Below are 15,497 nucleotides of genomic sequence, written 5' to 3'. Positions count from 1 at the left end.
ATGATTACTCCCAAGGTTTCAAATTGCCGATCTCAAAAACGTGGCCGATAGCTGATCACTGAAAGCTCCTTAAATATCTAACCTTTGGTAGATGCTATTAAGATGATTTAGGTGCTGCTGGGGATCAAAGCAACTTTCGATCTCGTCGGGGGATAAAATAGCGGTAACTCGCTCATCTTGGCTGATAAAAGCTTTAAAATTGCCGTTATCGGTGTTCCAAGCGCGATGGGCGTTTTCTTGGACGATTTTATAGGCAGATTCCCGGCTAATTCCCTTACTCACTAAAGTTAAAAGAACTCTTTGACTGAAAATCACGCCACCGTAAACATTCATATTTCGCTTCATGTTTTCGGGATACACCAGCAGATTTTTGACTAAATCGGTGATTTCCTTAAGCATAAAGTGGGTCAAAATGCAAACATCCGGCAGCATCACCCGTTCTACGGAACTATGGGAAATATCTCTTTCGTGCCAGAGGGCGATATTTTCTAAAGCGGAAACGCTATGACTACGGATAATTCTCGCCATTCCCGTTAAGCGTTCTGAACGGATGGGATTACGTTTATGGGGCATAGCGGAGGAGCCTTTTTGTCCTTTGGAAAAGTATTCTTCCACTTCTAGGACATCGGTTCTTTGCAGGTTGCGAATCTCCACGGCAAAACGTTCGATCGAAGCCGCTAATAAGGCTAATTGTTGCACATAATCGGCGTGTCGATCGCGCGATATCACTTGAGTGGAAGCGGTATCCGGTTCTAATCCTAACTTCTGACAGGTTAACGCCTCAATTTTCGGGTCAATATTGGCATAGGTTCCCACTGCACCGGATATTTTACCGATGGCGATGTCTTGGCGCAAGCGAATTAAACGATCGCGTCCTCGCAGCACTTCCGCTAACCATCCCGCTAGTTTAAAGCCAAAGGTGATCGGTTCGGCGTGAATGCCGTGGGAACGTCCCACCATGACTGTATAACGGTGTTCTTGGGCGCGATAGCGCAGGGCTTGGATAAAATCTTCTAATTGTTCTAGAATCAGGTTTAAACTGGCGACTAATTGCAAGGATAGGGCAGTATCTAGTACATCAGAACTGGTTAAACCCAAATGAATATAACGCCCCGGCTCGCCCACATACTCGTTAACATTTGTTAAAAAGGCGATGACATCGTGGCGCACTTCTGCTTCTATTTCTAAAATGCGATCGGGATCAAAATTAGCTTTTGCCTTAATTTCTTCCACTGCATCCGCGGGAATATAGCCTAATTCTGCCTGCGCTTCACAGACGGCTATCTCTACCTCTAGCCATGTTTGATATTTATATCTATCCGTCCACAAATTCCCCATCACAGGGAGAGTATAACGCTCGATCACTATTAATTATTCCAAGACAACCGTTTAATTGTATCGGATCGGGGCAAGTCCGGGAATAGGCAAGGAGCAGCGGGGAGTTTTGTTTTCCCCACTCCCTTTTTAGCGGTTAGTAATTCGGTAGTAGCGGTGAGGCTCTTCTAGGTTGTGTGTGATAAGTTTAACTTACAATATGATTGATTGATCTTTGTGTCCTTTGTGTCTTTGTGGTTCGTTCCACCCCCTCTCTAGGAGGATTATATCTTAGAATACATTTTACCCACCAAATCCAAGAGAGCCGCGGTGAACTATCTTGTTTAATTTAGCTTGAATCGAACCCCTACCCCCTTGCTTCAACCCATGCTCGCATTTTACCCGGATTGTTCAATCCGTAGGGATCGACGAGTTTTTTAAATTCTAGTTGTAGCGGATTAATCTGTCGGCTGCCGCCATCTTCCATGATATAAGTGTGAGGATTGGCAATGGCTGCCCCCTGTTGTTCATAGATAGCAATAATCTCATTTAATCGAGTTTCCGTGGTAAATTCTAGCAAGGGAAGACCGGCGGGAATAACTTTACCTTGAAATCTCAAAAATTCTAGGTGCATCATTATTTCCTCTCCAAAATAATTATAGAGTTTCTCCACCGTGGCTAGATTAAAATAAAAAGCCTGTAGATAAGTTATTTTGGGGTTACAACTACGCGCATGGAGAGTGGTATGATTCCAAGTAAATTCTAAGATACTGTTGCCTTTTTGGGTTTCTTCTGGCGTTTTATAGTAAGTAAGTTCACCATTATATTCTTTAATTAAAGACTCTAAGGCGACTCGATCGCTGTCCGATACTATTAACAAAACTGCCGCTTTCCCCGTGGGTAAATAATCCTTAAGAGCGATAAAATAAGCAGGAATTGGCCAAGAGTGAACGCTAACCATTTTCTTAACGATGCCATCACTATCACTGAGTGCTTGACCGAATTTAGCGGCGGTGATAAAATCGGTAAAAGTAACGATAAATTCTGCCCAAGGATAACAGGGAGCGAGGGCTATTTCTAACTCGGTAATAATGCCATTGGTTCCGTAGGCATGATTGACTTTTTCTACTTCATCCCCCCGTAATTCGATAATTTTGGGTTCTGTTTCTAGGGTGACTAACTGCACTGCTTGCAAATTGCCTCTATCCTTTAATTGTCCATAATTAATCGAACCCATGCCCACACTGCCACCCCCGATAAAACCGCCAATTGTCGCCGTCCGATAGGTAGAGGGAGCCATTCTTAATTCCCAACCAATTGCGCGAGCTTGTTTATCAAAAAATGCCATTTTTACCCCCGCTTCTACCCGTGCTGTACCCGGTTCGATCGAGATAATTTTTGTTAGTTTGGTTGTGTCTAAAATTACTCCGCCCTGCAAGGGAACACATTGACCATAATTACCTGTACCCGCACCTCTAACTGTTAAAGGAATTTGGTATTTAACGCAGGTTTTAGCGATGTCAATAACCTCTTGGCTATTGTGGGGACGAATGACTAAATCAGCCCGTTTATCTTGCAGTTGTGCTTCTAAAATGGGACTAAAATGATAATAATCTAAGGAAAGTTTCGCCACTTGCCCCGGATCGGTGATAATTTCCAGACGGGAAAGTTCTTCAATGAGATTTTGATAGTTAGATTTCATGGTTAGGTAGGGTTTGCTGAAAAAGTGTATTGGTGGGGTTAGGGGTTAGGAGTCAGGAGACAGGATTCAGGAGTCAGGATTCAGGAGATTATTTTTATTTGTTCTCCCCATACCCCAATTCATAATTCATAATTCAAAAAGAAAAAATTAAAAACCGATCGCCTAGGCGGTCGGTTTTACTAAGAACTATAAACTATTATTAACTTTGTTTGCTGAGAAACTGTTGAGCTTGTCTAAGAGCGGCAGCGCCGATATTGAAGACAGCCCAGCCACCAGCAATAAGCAAAGGGGTTAAAACGATCAACACTCTCCAGTCCATAGATTTCCTTCTCCTCGGTCAGTGCTTAAAAGATTGTTACTTGATTCTCATTTTATATTTATACCCTAATCCGCCCGTTTTGGGAATCCGGTATCAGTAGCTTTTCCCGCATGAACGAGGGCAAGTTTAGCATAGCGCTCGGCGTGTTCGATCAACTCTTGAGCCTCCTTTGGCGAGACTTCCCGGACACGTTTAGCGGGAATGCCCACCACTAAAGATCGCGGTGGTATATCTTTTGTCACAATACTACCCGCCCCGACAATACTACCCGCCCCGACGCGCACACCATCGAGAATCACTGCCCCAATGCCGATTAAACAACCGCGTTCAATATGGGCTGCGTGAATTACCGCCCGATGCCCGATGGTAACGTAATCTTCAAGGATAGTAATTTTGCCCGGATCTCCGTGTAGGATCGCCCCATCTTGGATATTAGTATAGGCCCCAATTTCGATGCGTTCCACGTCGGCACGCAATACCGCCCCATACCAAACACTCACCCCCACAGCTAGGGAAATATCGCCCATTACCGTGGCATTAGGGGCAATAAAAGCCGCTTGACTGACATCGACAATCGGCCAGAAATTAGAAGTTGATCTTAAGTTATCTAAGGACATGGGAGGATCTGCACTAAAGTCGAAAGAGAATACCCGTCCAATTTGGTTGGGTATAATATGGATAGGCTTATTGGTACAAAGATAGCAATTTTTAGTTTAGGTTCTTCCATGATCAATGCAAGTTTACAATACCCTGTTTTTGGCCCCGATATCCATTGTCCTCACTGTCGGCAGCTAATCCCCGCCCTCACTTTGACGGATACCTATTTGTGTCCGCGCCATGGGGCTTTTGAAGCCGATCCCAAAACGGGTGAGTTGGTTCACTTGCAGTCAGGACGGCATTGGCGACTCTGGAATGGTGAGTGGTATCGTCAACACACCCACCCGGATGGTATTCGTTTTGAGATTCACGAAGCACTCGATCGCCTCTATACTCAAGGATTTAAAGCGACTAAAGTAATTATTGCCAACCGTTATCGCGATCTAGTTAGTTCCTACCTAGAACGTAACACCACTTGGCGCGGTAATGGACCGGGTGAAGCCACTATTCCCCGTCTCTACGGTTTACCAGTAGAATTTAGCCCCGATGCCCCCGATCAACCCTGTTGGGATGTAATTAATTTTGATCTGGAAAAAGAACCGGGGGTTCCCAAACGTTACCCCTATTTTCGTCTTTTTGATTAATCAGTTATCAGTTATCAGTTATCAGTAAACAGTTATCAGTGAATAATCTCACTTAATAAACTCATAACCTCAAAACTGAATCGGGAGGCAGATCGATGAAGGATTGCTTATCAACCCCGAATTCTGACTGATTACTGATTACTGCTCACTGATTACTGAACCTTAAAACTGAATCGGGAGGCAGATCAATGAAGGATTGCTTATCAACCCCGAATTCTGACTGATTACTGATTACTGATCACTGATTACTGAAAATGCACCATGCTTCTATTCGTACCGCTAATATCCATCGGGCGATCGCTTTTTATCAACTTCTCGGTTTTACCCTAGAGGAAAGATTCACTACGGGTTATACTTTGGCCTGTTGGTTAACGGGGTTAAACGGACGCATCGAATTAATCCAAATTCCTCAACCGAAACCCGCCCCCGATGCCTTTAGTGATCAGCATTATGTCGGTTATTATCACTTGTCTTTTGACATAACAGAAAATGTCAGCAATTTACCAGCATGGTTAGAAAAATTAACAAATAGCTTTCAGCAAGCCCATCAAGAGGATGCCGATTTATATCAACCTTTAAACATTCTTTTGCCCCCCCAACAACAGATGATCGGCGATCATGTCTATGAAGTCACCTTTATTGCCGATACAGACGGTTTACCCCTAGAATTTATCCGTCGTTTAACCTAAAAAGATTGTCCCACTTCTAAGACTTTCGTTTGGCCGTTGCGAGACAAAATAACCTGTTGACTACCAACTTCCACTAAAGTCCAGCCATTGATAAATTCCCCCGGAGAAATACGAGTGGTTATGCCCTTATTATCAAATAAAGCTGAAGATTGATCGCCTAAATCCATCACCCCCACCAGAATATTTTTCACCTGATTATTGGTAGGAATAACCGCTGCCACTGGTCGATTCCCTTGGGGAGCAGCTGGTAATGGTGGTACAGAAATGTCGGTATTTGAGGGTGTAACTGGGACAAGTTTGGCAGTAGTCTCAGGGGTTTGGGGATAAACGGGAACGTAAATTCTTTCTATGATCTGGGGAGTATTATTAACTGGTAAATTAGCGGGGGGTGGTGGTGGAACTGTGGCTACCGAGGAAGGGATATTTTGGGGAGAAGGATGAGGATCGGGGGATGAAGTTTGACCTTGGCGATCAATAATAGCAAGGGATGATTGCAGATAGGCAATAAATTTTTGATCTTCCCGGGAAATCGTGCCATTTTGAGAGACAGGGGCATTTTTTTGACTGATTAGCCATGCCACCACCCAACCTAGATAGACGCAAGCAATGACAAAAATAACTTTATCTAGGGGCATTCTGGGATTTTCTTCATGGCCCGCTGCCATATTTTTTGCACTCCTCGATCGCTGCTGTCGTTTCGATTTTAACAGGATAGCACTAAGTTATTCTCCCTCAATTTTCCTTTTTAATTTATCAAAATCTTCTAGGGGGGATATAGTGGAGAGAGAATGATGTATCTTGATATAAGTAAAGTTTCGTAACAATTCTGAAATCCTTTGCTCAACTCTACTCTAGTTCCCAGCAATCCCGATCGGCTGAAACCCCTAGTCCCTAACTGGGAAAAATGTCAATCCGTCTTTTGGACAGCAGCATTTCTGGTATCGGTCCCCGTGTTCATGCAAGCGCCCCTAGTGCGCTACTATCCCGAAATTAGCCTAGGTTTAACCGTTTTCTGGGTGGGGTTAGGGATTTGGCTGCTCAAACAAGCAAAAATCAGTCTTTGGGGGGATTTACTTTTGGGCTTTAGTTGGAGTTGGTTAGCAGGTTCTCTGTACTGGGGTTGGTGGCGTTGGGAACCGTTGATCCATATTCCCATGGAAGCGATTGGGCTGCCCTTTGTTCTCTGGGGATTATACAAAGGTCGCGGCAAAGTGGGCAATCTTTTCTATCTGGGTTCTTTGTTAGGGACCGCCATCACCGATGTATATTTCTATCTAACGGGACTAATTCCCTACTGGCGACAATTAATGACCGTGGAACTAGACCCCAACCTAGTATCGCCGATATTTCATAACGCCTTGGCCCAAATTGAGACCCCCTGGGGCATCAGTTGGGCGATCGTGCTGCTCAACCTGCTCTTAGCGATCGGTATTTATCCTTTGCAAAAAAGGGTATGTCATTGGTGGGCATTTAGCGGAGCCGTATTGAGTACAATTTTAGTCGATGGTTTATTTTGGATTACCGCTTCTCTGGCTTAAGAGAATAAGCTATATAATTAGTGCAGTCTATCTATTGCCGCTTATGCACCCGTGGATATACTACTAGGACAAAATCCCTATTTACTACTCCATACCGAGAGAGGCCAGCGTTTTTTCCCTCTCGTGGGGAGAGCTTACTGGACAATCGGACGGAGCAAAGATAACGATATCGTGATTAAAGATCACTGTATCTCTCGTAATCACGCTATTTTACAATCCACGGAAACAGGGGATTTTTATCTGATCGATCTCGGTAGTCGCAATGGAACTTTTGTCAATGGCAGAAGGGTAGCCATTCCGGTGACTATCCATAGCCAAGAGCAGATCACCTTTGGCAAAACCGAGGTGCAGTTCTATCGTCCTGCTCCCACCAATGTGGGCAAGCAACCGCGCAATCTAGAATGGGATACCCTCACCTCCGCCGTCCATGAACGGCGCTTAACATCGGTGATGGTGGTAGATATGCGGAATTTTACGGCTTTAACGAGGCAATTAGACGAAAAAGTGCTTTCTTCTCTGATTGGCAGTTGGTTTCGCCATGCCGGGGGTATTGTCCGCAGTTCTGGCAGTTGGGTAGATAAATATATTGGTGATGCGATCATGGCCATCTGGTTTCACGGCCAACAGGAAGTCGATCAAGACGATATCCTGCAAATTTTCCAAGCAATTACGCAACTACATAACATGACTCGCACCTTAAGCGAACAATATCCCTTACCCTTTAAATTACGCATCGGTGCGGGGGTGAATACTGGTTATGCCATGGTCGGCAATACTGGCAGCGGTGAACATCCAGATTATACGGCGATCGGGGATACAGTCAACGCCGCTTTTCGTTTAGAGTCGGCTACTAAAGAAATGGGCAAGGATTTAGCCATCGGAGCAACTACCTACAGTTATCTCATCGGTTTACCCCATCTCCAGCAGGTTTTTGCTCAACATACCGTCAGTCTGAAAGGATACCACGATAGCACTATTGCCTACGGAACCACTTTTGATGACTTGGAGCGTTTCCTCGATGCCAATATTAGTGAGGAGATGACTGGAATTACAGGATTTATCGGCAGTGTCTGAAGATTGAAATTAAACGGGGAGTTGGGAGACGTTTCAGTGATCAGTGATCAGTAAACAGTAATCAGTGAAAAGACAGTAGGAAACTTCTATTTAATACTGTACACTTAAAACTCAAATCTGATAACTGATAACTGATAACTGATAACTGACTTACTCCTCGGTGGCGGCGAGAACCAAATCTTCCTCCTCCAAGGCGGGGGGAACTTCGATTTCTTCGACTACTTCCGAGACAGTCCGGCCTTCCGCTTCCGCTAGACGTTTTTCTCGGTATTTAATCGCCATTTCTTCGGCTTTTTCAAACACTAACGGGCGATTTTTTAGCATATCTCCCGGTTCTGGTTCTAATTGTTTAGTCGAGAGGGAAATGCGACCTCTTTCGGCATCGAGATCGATAATCATCACTTTCAACTCATCATTGACATTGAAAACCGTGTGGGGGGTGTCAATGTGATCGTGAGAGATTTCGGAAATATGCAGTAAACCACTGACTCCACCAATATCGATGAAAGCACCGTAGGGCTTAATTCCGCGCACGGAACCGATTACCACCTGTCCCACGGCTAAACCGTTCATCTTGCGTTCCACTAAAGCGCGACGATGACTTAAAACCAGACGGTTGCGATCTTCGTCCACTTCTAAAAACTTTAAGGGCAATTCCTGACCGACTAAATCCTCTTTCGCTTCTCTGGTGCTAATGTGAGAACCAGGGATAAAGCCGCGGAGACCTTCAATTCTGACTAATGCCCCACCACGGTTAGTGGCGAAAACATTCGAGCGCACGGTAGCATCTTCTTTTTGCAATTGACGCACCCGTTCCCAAGCGCGCATATATTCAATGCGACGGATCGACAGGGTTAGCTGTCCATCTTCATTCTCGTCGGTAAGAATGAAAAATTCCCTGGTTTCGTTGGGTTGTAAAACTTCTTCGGGATTATCGACGCGGTTGATCGACATCTCCTGCACGGGGATAAAAGCGGCGGTTTTAGCACCGATATCGATGAGCGCTCCCCGGGGTTCCATGCTGAAAACAGTCCCGGCGACAACATCTCCCGGACTGAAATGATAATCGTATTTGTCTAGAAGGGCGGCAAAATCTTCATGGGTAAAGCCTATGTTTTTGTTTGCAGTTTTTTGGGTGGTCATGTACGTTGTTTGGGCCTCGGAATTTCCGTAGGTTTTTCCTCCTATGTGATGTACAGTTTCTAAATCAAGGAGATGCCTCCTAATTTAGTTACTAGGCGGGGCCTAGGGGATGAACTGCCGCATCCGGCTTTCTTGGAGGCAATCTGCCTCAAGAATGACTTTTAAGAATCCAACCAGAGCTTGGGCTTTAAATAGCACAAGGGATCCTAATTATAACTGAATCGGGAACTATTTAAGACGAGGTGATCACGCTGGCTTCTTCCACTGGAGACCAAGAAGGATGAGCGCGTTCGATTTCGGAGGATTGCAGCAGCGCTAAAGCGGCGATAAAGTCTCTAATTCCCTGAAAATTGCCGTAAACCGAAGCAAAGCGAACATAAGCCACTTCCGATTCCTGCCGGAGGTATTCTAGGACTAATTGACCGATCTCCTGACTGGTTACCTCCCGTTTTGAGTCTTGCTGCAGACGGGATTCGATATCATTGACGATCGCCTCTAATCTTAGGTGGGGAATGCCAGTTTTTTCACAGGCCCGGACGATACCGCGCAGCAGTTTGCAGCGATCGAAAGATTCCCGTTTACCATCTTTTTTAATCACCGTGATCGGCACGAATTCGATGCGCTCGTAGGTGGTGAAGCGATGTTTACATTGTAAGCATTCACGACGACGACGAATGCTCTGACCGTTTTCGGAGGAACGGGACTCTAAAACGCGACTATCGGTATGCTGACAATTAGGGCATTGCATAGGAGGCGCTCGGTGAGGGGAACCTTTAATTTAAGCCTTTAAATACGAAAACCAGAGCCGCTAACCTGCTTTTGGCAAGCGGGCGGCTCAGGGAAGAAAATTATTAAACGGAGTTAAGAAATTTACTTTTGAATCCGGGGAGGTTCCCGGAAGGCGATGGCGAAGAAAATTACCGCCAAAGCCATAGTTAAAACCAAAATGTAAGCGACGCTTTCCATGGTTGGACATCCTACAAGATTGCTATGACAATCCTATAGTATCAGGAAATGAGCTTTTCAGCTTGCCTGGGGATGTAATCTACATCCCCAGAATCAGTGGCGAGCTATTTAACGCTAACTTTTGCCCCGGCATCTTCCAGTTTTTTCTTGACGGTGGCGGCTTCGTCTTTGTTAACGCCTTCTTGAACCGCTTTGGGAGCGGCTTCTACTAGGTCTTTCGCTTCTTTGAGTCCTAAACCGGTCAATTCGCGCACTACCTTGAGGATAGCAATTTTCTTGTCGGCGGGAACTTCTTCGAGAACGACGTTAAATTCGGTTTGTTCTTCCACAGCTTCAGCGGCGGCTGCAGGAGCAGCCCCGGGGGCAGCCATAATTATGCCACCGGCCGGAGCGGCGGCGCTAACTCCGAAGGTTTCTTCGATACCTTTGACTAATTCAGCAGCTTCTAAGAGGGTAAGGGTTTTGAGTTTTTCTAAGATTTCAGCTACAGCAGACATGGGTTAGACTCCTAATTGTTTTCAGTGATTGATTGGCGCGGTATTAAGCCGCTTCTTTTTCTTCTTGACGGGCCACAGCATCGACGGCACGGGCCAAAGATGCGGGAACTTCGTTGATGCTGCGGGCCAGTTTGGCGGCAATGGCGTTGATTGCTCCGGCGGCCTGAGCGATTAACTGTTCTTTCGACGGTAAATCAGCGATCGCTTTGAGCTGCTCTTCTGTCAACAGTTGACCTTTTGTCCCTTCTTTGAGGACACCGCCGCGCAATTCGGTTTTTTTGCTTTCTTTTTTGAACTCTTGATAGGCCTTGAAAGCTCCACCGATATCCTCTTTTACGAGCAGAAAGGCGGATGTTCCCGATAAAAGGCTTTTCATCGGTTCCCAGCCACTATCTTCAGCGATCGCCAATCCCATCAAAGTATTTTTGGTGACTTTACAAATCGTTCCCGTGGGGCGCAATTTGCGGCGTAGATTGCTGATTTCGGCGACGGTTAAACCTTGATAGTCGATGACCATCGTTAATTGAGCTTCGCTCAGGGAGGTTTTTAATTCTTCTAGAATTACTCCCTTGCTTTCTCTGCTTCTCCCCATCCCTTGTTCACCTCCTGTATGCGGGGGACCGGTTCCACAGACAGGCGCAAAAATAACCCCTTGTAGCGCCGGGGTTGAGTGGAGAGAATCAGTTCAGGCACGACCAAGACAGAAAAAATCTCTCTTTAGTCTTTTTGGCTGCTGTTTTCTCGCTTTGACCTCGGCAGGGTATTTAAGCTGTTTCGCACCTGCTGTCTTTGGCTTAAGCCAGCTTCCCATCTTAACATTATTGCGGGATTTATGTCAAGCACTGGGAGGGAGTGGGCAGAGGCAAAATCCTGACGAGTAGGACAGGCATCCTCGTTGAACGCCAAGTCTAAAACCCGATGTATTCTAAGATACAGTGCTGCTGGCGAGTGAGTGGAACGAACCACAAAGACACAAAGGACACAAAGATTGATCGCTCCTATATTAAGTTAAACTGATCACACAACGAAGAAGAAAGCCTAATTTTTGAGCATTACTTGGCAGACTACTGATATAGCTGCTCAATTAATTAAGCCTCTTGCATAGTTAATTTTTAAGGATTTAAAAACGGCAGCAATAAGGATTAAATTGCATAAAATCTGCGAATAAACCGCTTATTGTTCATTCTTAATTCTCCTGACTATTAACTACTGACGACTGGATACTAACCCTAACAACAATTTTTGATTTTTACAAGAGGTCTATGGTTCAGTCTCTGGCAAAATAATTTTATTGTTAGGGTTGCCCACTCACCGATCATCACAATCTCTACATTGACCTTTGGGTTTACCATTATCTGTAGAATCATTTTTGTTGAAGTTTAGGAATCTTTTGTCAGAAGACAAGGTTCTAGATCTTTTAAAATGCCTCTTAGCTTACAGCTTAGTCGGTTAAATCTACATTTCGTAGCCAAACTTATTGGCATCTACTTCTTGTAAATTAATATCGATTAAACCGTATTCTAACCAGCGTTGGGAAACCTTGACCGCCATGGCCGGATCCGACTCCAAAGGTTCTCCCCACTGGTGGTCAGTTTCGGGATACATTTTAGTGGTGGCATCAATTCCCATTCTCCCCCCCAAACCGACCTTTTCGCTGGCAAAATCGAGGCTATCAAAGGGGGTTTCCGGGAGAATAAACACATCGCGAACCGGATCCACTTTAGAACTAATTGCCCAAACCACTTGCCGGGGGTCGCGAATATTAATCTCCTTATCGACGACGATGACAAATTTAGTATAGGTGAACTGGGGTAAGGCACTCCAAAAAGCTAAGGCCGCTCGCCGCGCTTGTCCGGGATAGGCTTTATCAATGGAGATAATCGCCGCTTTATAGCTTAAAGCTTCCATGGGTAGGAAAAAATCCCTGATTTCCGACACCTGTTGCCGTAAAATCGGTGTATAAATACGATTAAGAGCGATAGCCATCATCGCCTCTTCCTTGGGAGGACGACCGCTAAAAGTGGTTAAATAAATGGGGTCGCGACGGTGGGTCATGCAGTGGAAATGAATCAGGGGTGAATCTTCCACACCGCCATAGTAACCCATGTGATCACCAAAAGGTCCATCTGGCAATACCTCTCCGGGGGTAATTGTTCCTTCCAGGACGATTTCTGCGTCGGCCGGCACTTCCAAATCGAGGGTTTTACATTTGGCTAACTGTACCCCAGAACCGCCGTACAATCCCGCAAACAGCCATTCTGAGAGATCTACGGGGATAGGAGTGGCGGCGGCCATGATAATTAGAGGATCAACCCCTAAAGCGATGGCTATTTCCAATTTTTTGCCCATCTGTGCCGCTTTTCGCAGGTGACGCGCCCCACCGCGCACGGATAACCAGTGGACGGTCATGGTATTGTGAGACTGTAGCTGTAAGCGATAGACACCGACGTTAGGGGTTCCCGTTTCGCAATCTTTAGTAATTACTAGCCCTAGGGTGATAATCTGGCCTGCATCGCCAGAATAGGGGCGAATCATCGGAATTTTCTTTAAATCTACTTCATCCCCTTCTAAAATCACCTGTTGACAGGCAGGGAAAAAGTTACGGTTGGGTTTGGCTTTCAGGACATCAAACAACACTTTACCAAAATCGATCGCTTGGGAGAGTTTTTTCGGCGGTTTCGGTTGTTGCAAGAGGGCGAGTTTTTTGCCTAAATCTTCCAATTCTTCGGGTTTATTCAGGTTCATCGCCCAACAGATGCGTTCTACCGTTCCCATCAGGTTAATAGCGACGGGAAACTCTGCTCCTTGCACATTTTCAAACAGTAAGGCCGGCCCCCCCACCTGTAGCATCCGATTAGCGATCTCGGCAATTTCTAAATCGGCAGAGACCGATGCACTAATGCGGCGTAATTGCCCATGCTCTTCTAAAAGCTTAATAAATCCTCGTAAGTCTCTAGCCATGATGAAGAAATGTAAATAAATCCCTGTCTCTATTATCTCTTAGGGCGGCAGTTTCTGTCGGGGATAGTCACCGTTTTCAGAGTTGGAGGCGATTCTCGTCTAGAATTAAGTAAAAAAATCCCCATCTTGCCAGCTTCATTCCTAACCCTAAATTTATGCTTATTCAGCCCGGAGGTCAACATGATTAAGGATATTGAAATTAGTAATTTTAGATGTTTTGAGCATACCAAAATTGAAGGTTTTGAGCGAGTTAATTTAATTGGTGGTAAAAACAATTCAGGGAAAACTGCCCTATTGGAGGCAATATTTTTGTATAGTTATCCCTATCCAAATACTATTCATGAAGTCAGAGAAGCTATTCGCAAGGAATCTTTAGCAGTTGTTCGGGCTGTTCCTAAAAATGCTTGGGATGATTTATTATTCAATCTTGATAGAAAAAATATTATTGAGTTAAAAGGCTCCCAATCTAACCAAGGAGATAAATTGGTAAAAATATCGATTTCTGGTTCTCTTAAAGATACTGTTCTAGGCATCCCTGAAGACTTGCAAAAATTATACGATTTTATCGCTAAAAATCCATCAGTTATTTCTATCTTAAATATTCACACAAGTTTTGACCATGATAATGACTCAAATGATGAGCAAATGAACTATTTTTTAATTGCCAGTTCTAAGGAGATACTAGCTTTACCTGATGGGGGTGATGAGGAACCAGTAATCATTGCCGCATCTGTCAATAAATCTTTGGAAGAATTGAGCGAGTCCTATACTAAAATAGTTTTTAATGGACAGGAAGAAGAAGTGCTAAAAGCTCTACAAATTTTCGATCCGTCTATTGAGAAAATAGAAAGTTTTTTTCTGGGCGAACCAAATTTATATCTGAAAAGAAAAGAGAGAAAACGCCTACCAATATCTCTGTTTGGTGAAGCTATTAATCGTCTAATAGAGATGATTTTTGCTCTGCTGCTTAATCCGCAAAAAATCATTTTTATCGATGAAATAGAAAATGGTCTTCACTATACTGCTTACCCAGATATTTGGAAAACTTTATTCCGATTAGCTATCGAACTAGATAGCCAAATTTTTGCCACAACCCATAGTTTAGAGATGATCCAAGCTTTTGCCGATGTGGGGTTAGAATATTATCCAGAACAGGGGGCCTATTTTGAACTAGCAAGGAGTCCCAGAACTGATAAAATTATCGGTATTAAAAGTGAATTAGATATCTTAGATTACGCTCTCAAGCATAATGATCGAATCAGAGGTGAGTAGAATCGTGGCTAATGTAATGATTGTTGAAAGTCAAGATGATGCGGCTTTTTTACGAGCTATTATTGAGCATATTAAGGAATCAACTCATCTAACGATAACTATTGTTAAATTTTATACTCTAGACGGAATAGAACGAGAAAATTATCGTAGCCTTGAACAACGACTGAAACGACTTAATAACACCCTGCTCAAAGATGATATTCAAAAGATAGGTATTGTTTTAGATTTAGATGAACAAACCAGAGAAGAAAGACTTGCTCTGGTTAGTCAATGTATTCAAAGAGTTTTTAGAGAAGCAGCCAGGATAGATGATATCCAAAAGCTATTTCAATTAAATGCTTCTACGAATACTCAAATAGGTTGTCATTTTCTTCATGTTAATGAACAGGGGGAACTAGAGACAGTGTTGAGAGAAATTAAAACCCAAGATTCTCCCCATGCTGATTGTGTAGAAGCTTGGCGATCCTGTATTGCACAAAAAAATATTGATATAAATCGTAAAAAAATTGATAAATTGTGGATTCAAAACTATATCAGGGAAGATACACCATCACAGAATGAAAAAAGAGAGGCTAAGAAATATTGTAATTTATCCCATGCTTTAACCAAAAAAGACATTTGGAACTTTGAGCATGAGGTATTATAGCAAAGAGCGGGATAGTTAGGACATAATAGAGAAAAAGAAATGAGGAGAAGCTTTCATGGCAGCACCCTATAGTGATGATTTAAGACAGAAAGCAGTGAGTGCCGTAGAGCGAGGGGAGAAAAAAAGCCATGTCTG

Annotated in this window: 17 protein-coding genes and 1 other annotated feature; of the genes, 6 read left to right on the top strand and 11 right to left on the bottom strand. The window is 44.1% G+C overall.

What is annotated here, in order from left to right:
• Positions 1-69: 69 nt before the first annotated feature.
• The 4 genes from purB to IM475_RS13940 all read right to left on the bottom strand — a co-directional run bounded on the left by purB (position 70) and on the right by IM475_RS13940 (position 3,952).
• Entirely contained in the window at positions 70-1,365 is a 1,296-nt protein-coding gene (gene purB, locus IM475_RS13955; protein ID WP_287727962.1) for an adenylosuccinate lyase, read from the bottom strand.
• 316 nt (positions 1,366-1,681) lie between these two features.
• On the bottom strand, positions 1,682-3,016 hold the full coding sequence (locus IM475_RS13950) for an FAD-binding oxidoreductase (protein ID WP_287727961.1): 1,335 nt from the start codon (positions 3,014-3,016) through the stop codon (positions 1,682-1,684).
• A 199-nt stretch (positions 3,017-3,215) separates the two neighbouring features.
• Positions 3,216-3,335, bottom strand: a complete 120-nt coding sequence (locus tag IM475_RS13945; protein WP_012265998.1) for a photosystem II protein Y — start codon at positions 3,333-3,335, stop codon at positions 3,216-3,218.
• A gap of 65 nt (positions 3,336-3,400) precedes the next feature.
• The gene (locus IM475_RS13940) at positions 3,401-3,952 is read right to left on the bottom strand and encodes a gamma carbonic anhydrase family protein (RefSeq protein ID WP_287727960.1); all 552 of its coding nucleotides are present in this window, start codon (positions 3,950-3,952) and stop codon (positions 3,401-3,403) included.
• 108 nt (positions 3,953-4,060) lie between these two features.
• Between IM475_RS13940 and IM475_RS13935 the strand changes: the two genes are divergently transcribed.
• Together IM475_RS13935 and IM475_RS13930 are read left to right on the top strand one after the other, a co-directional pair.
• Positions 4,061-4,576: a TIGR02652 family protein gene (locus tag IM475_RS13935; protein WP_045357972.1), complete on the top strand. Its 516-nt coding sequence runs from the start codon at positions 4,061-4,063 to the stop codon at positions 4,574-4,576.
• Positions 4,577-4,830: 254 nt separating this feature from the next.
• Complete coding sequence (locus tag IM475_RS13930; RefSeq protein WP_287727959.1) at positions 4,831-5,265, top strand: VOC family protein; 435 nt, start codon at positions 4,831-4,833, stop codon at positions 5,263-5,265.
• On the opposite strand, the gene IM475_RS13925 is transcribed toward IM475_RS13930, so the two are convergent.
• Positions 5,262-5,930, bottom strand: a complete 669-nt coding sequence (locus IM475_RS13925; RefSeq protein ID WP_287727958.1) for a hypothetical protein — start codon at positions 5,928-5,930, stop codon at positions 5,262-5,264. The two genes, IM475_RS13930 and IM475_RS13925, sit on opposite strands and share 4 nt — an antisense overlap.
• A gap of 171 nt (positions 5,931-6,101) precedes the next feature.
• Here IM475_RS13925 and IM475_RS13920 point away from each other — a divergent pair, with 171 nt between their 5' ends.
• The gene (locus IM475_RS13920) at positions 6,102-6,803 is read left to right on the top strand and encodes a DUF3120 domain-containing protein (RefSeq protein ID WP_287727957.1); all 702 of its coding nucleotides are present in this window, start codon (positions 6,102-6,104) and stop codon (positions 6,801-6,803) included.
• Positions 6,804-6,854: 51 nt separating this feature from the next.
• On the top strand, positions 6,855-7,877 hold the full coding sequence (locus IM475_RS13915) for an adenylate/guanylate cyclase domain-containing protein (RefSeq protein ID WP_287727956.1): 1,023 nt from the start codon (positions 6,855-6,857) through the stop codon (positions 7,875-7,877).
• Between the two features lie 150 nt (positions 7,878-8,027).
• On the opposite strand, the gene IM475_RS13910 is transcribed toward IM475_RS13915, so the two are convergent.
• From IM475_RS13910 to IM475_RS13885, 6 genes are all read right to left on the bottom strand, one after another.
• Positions 8,028-9,020 carry a 30S ribosomal protein S1 gene (locus IM475_RS13910; protein ID WP_002737013.1) on the bottom strand — a complete coding sequence of 331 codons (993 nt, stop codon included), beginning with the start codon at positions 9,018-9,020 and terminating at the stop codon, positions 8,028-8,030.
• A gap of 232 nt (positions 9,021-9,252) precedes the next feature.
• The gene (gene nrdR / locus IM475_RS13905; protein ID WP_287727955.1) at positions 9,253-9,768 is read right to left on the bottom strand and encodes a transcriptional regulator NrdR; all 516 of its coding nucleotides are present in this window, start codon (positions 9,766-9,768) and stop codon (positions 9,253-9,255) included.
• A gap of 122 nt (positions 9,769-9,890) precedes the next feature.
• Positions 9,891-9,986, bottom strand: a complete 96-nt coding sequence (locus IM475_RS13900; RefSeq protein WP_071823417.1) for a photosystem II reaction center protein T — start codon at positions 9,984-9,986, stop codon at positions 9,891-9,893.
• A gap of 104 nt (positions 9,987-10,090) precedes the next feature.
• Complete coding sequence (gene rplL / locus IM475_RS13895) at positions 10,091-10,483, bottom strand: 50S ribosomal protein L7/L12 (RefSeq protein ID WP_287658720.1); 393 nt, start codon at positions 10,481-10,483, stop codon at positions 10,091-10,093.
• Between the two features lie 43 nt (positions 10,484-10,526).
• Positions 10,527-11,075, bottom strand: a complete 549-nt coding sequence (rplJ, locus tag IM475_RS13890; protein WP_287658721.1) for a 50S ribosomal protein L10 — start codon at positions 11,073-11,075, stop codon at positions 10,527-10,529.
• Positions 11,076-11,177: 102 nt separating this feature from the next.
• Positions 11,178-11,294, bottom strand: a sequence feature (ribosomal protein L10 leader region).
• A gap of 644 nt (positions 11,295-11,938) precedes the next feature.
• Positions 11,939-13,444, bottom strand: a complete 1,506-nt coding sequence (locus IM475_RS13885) for a UbiD family decarboxylase (protein WP_287727954.1) — start codon at positions 13,442-13,444, stop codon at positions 11,939-11,941.
• A gap of 180 nt (positions 13,445-13,624) precedes the next feature.
• Here IM475_RS13885 and IM475_RS13880 point away from each other — a divergent pair, with 180 nt between their 5' ends.
• Positions 13,625-14,716: an AAA family ATPase gene (locus tag IM475_RS13880; RefSeq protein WP_287727953.1), complete on the top strand. Its 1,092-nt coding sequence runs from the start codon at positions 13,625-13,627 to the stop codon at positions 14,714-14,716.
• The gene (locus IM475_RS13875; protein WP_353737453.1) at positions 14,694-15,362 is read left to right on the top strand and encodes a DUF3226 domain-containing protein; all 669 of its coding nucleotides are present in this window, start codon (positions 14,694-14,696) and stop codon (positions 15,360-15,362) included. The genes IM475_RS13880 and IM475_RS13875 overlap by 23 nt, the downstream gene beginning before the upstream one ends.
• The last annotated feature ends 135 nt before the right edge of the window (positions 15,363-15,497 follow it).

Source organism: Microcystis sp. M061S2, assembly GCF_020245605.1.
Taxonomy (GTDB): Bacteria; Cyanobacteriota; Cyanobacteriia; order Cyanobacteriales; family Microcystaceae; genus Microcystis.
The sequence above is the reverse complement of the archived record's forward strand: the minus strand, read 5'-3'. Positions and strand labels throughout refer to the sequence as shown.

Bases quoted from the DNA above. Each gene is read 5' to 3' on its own strand.
- IM475_RS13930 (WP_287727959.1), top strand. From the start codon at position 4,831: ATGCACCATGCTTCTATTCGTACCGCTAATATCCATCGGGCGATCGCT.
- IM475_RS13900 (WP_071823417.1), bottom strand. From the start codon at position 9,986: ATGGAAAGCGTCGCTTACATTTTGGTTTTAACTATGGCTTTGGCGGTA.
- rplJ (WP_287658721.1), bottom strand. From the start codon at position 11,075: ATGGGGAGAAGCAGAGAAAGCAAGGGAGTAATTCTAGAAGAATTAAAA.
- IM475_RS13910 (WP_002737013.1), bottom strand. From the start codon at position 9,020: ATGACCACCCAAAAAACTGCAAACAAAAACATAGGCTTTACCCATGAA.
- IM475_RS13950 (WP_287727961.1), bottom strand. From the start codon at position 3,016: ATGAAATCTAACTATCAAAATCTCATTGAAGAACTTTCCCGTCTGGAA.
- nrdR (WP_287727955.1), bottom strand. From the start codon at position 9,768: ATGCAATGCCCTAATTGTCAGCATACCGATAGTCGCGTTTTAGAGTCC.
- IM475_RS13885 (WP_287727954.1), bottom strand. From the start codon at position 13,444: ATGGCTAGAGACTTACGAGGATTTATTAAGCTTTTAGAAGAGCATGGG.
- IM475_RS13940 (WP_287727960.1), bottom strand. From the start codon at position 3,952: ATGTCCTTAGATAACTTAAGATCAACTTCTAATTTCTGGCCGATTGTC.
- IM475_RS13925 (WP_287727958.1), bottom strand. From the start codon at position 5,930: ATGGCAGCGGGCCATGAAGAAAATCCCAGAATGCCCCTAGATAAAGTT.
- IM475_RS13935 (WP_045357972.1), top strand. From the start codon at position 4,061: ATGATCAATGCAAGTTTACAATACCCTGTTTTTGGCCCCGATATCCAT.
- IM475_RS13875 (WP_353737453.1), top strand. From the start codon at position 14,694: ATGATCGAATCAGAGGTGAGTAGAATCGTGGCTAATGTAATGATTGTT.
- IM475_RS13945 (WP_012265998.1), bottom strand. From the start codon at position 3,335: ATGGACTGGAGAGTGTTGATCGTTTTAACCCCTTTGCTTATTGCTGGT.
- rplL (WP_287658720.1), bottom strand. From the start codon at position 10,483: ATGTCTGCTGTAGCTGAAATCTTAGAAAAACTCAAAACCCTTACCCTC.
- IM475_RS13880 (WP_287727953.1), top strand. From the start codon at position 13,625: ATGATTAAGGATATTGAAATTAGTAATTTTAGATGTTTTGAGCATACC.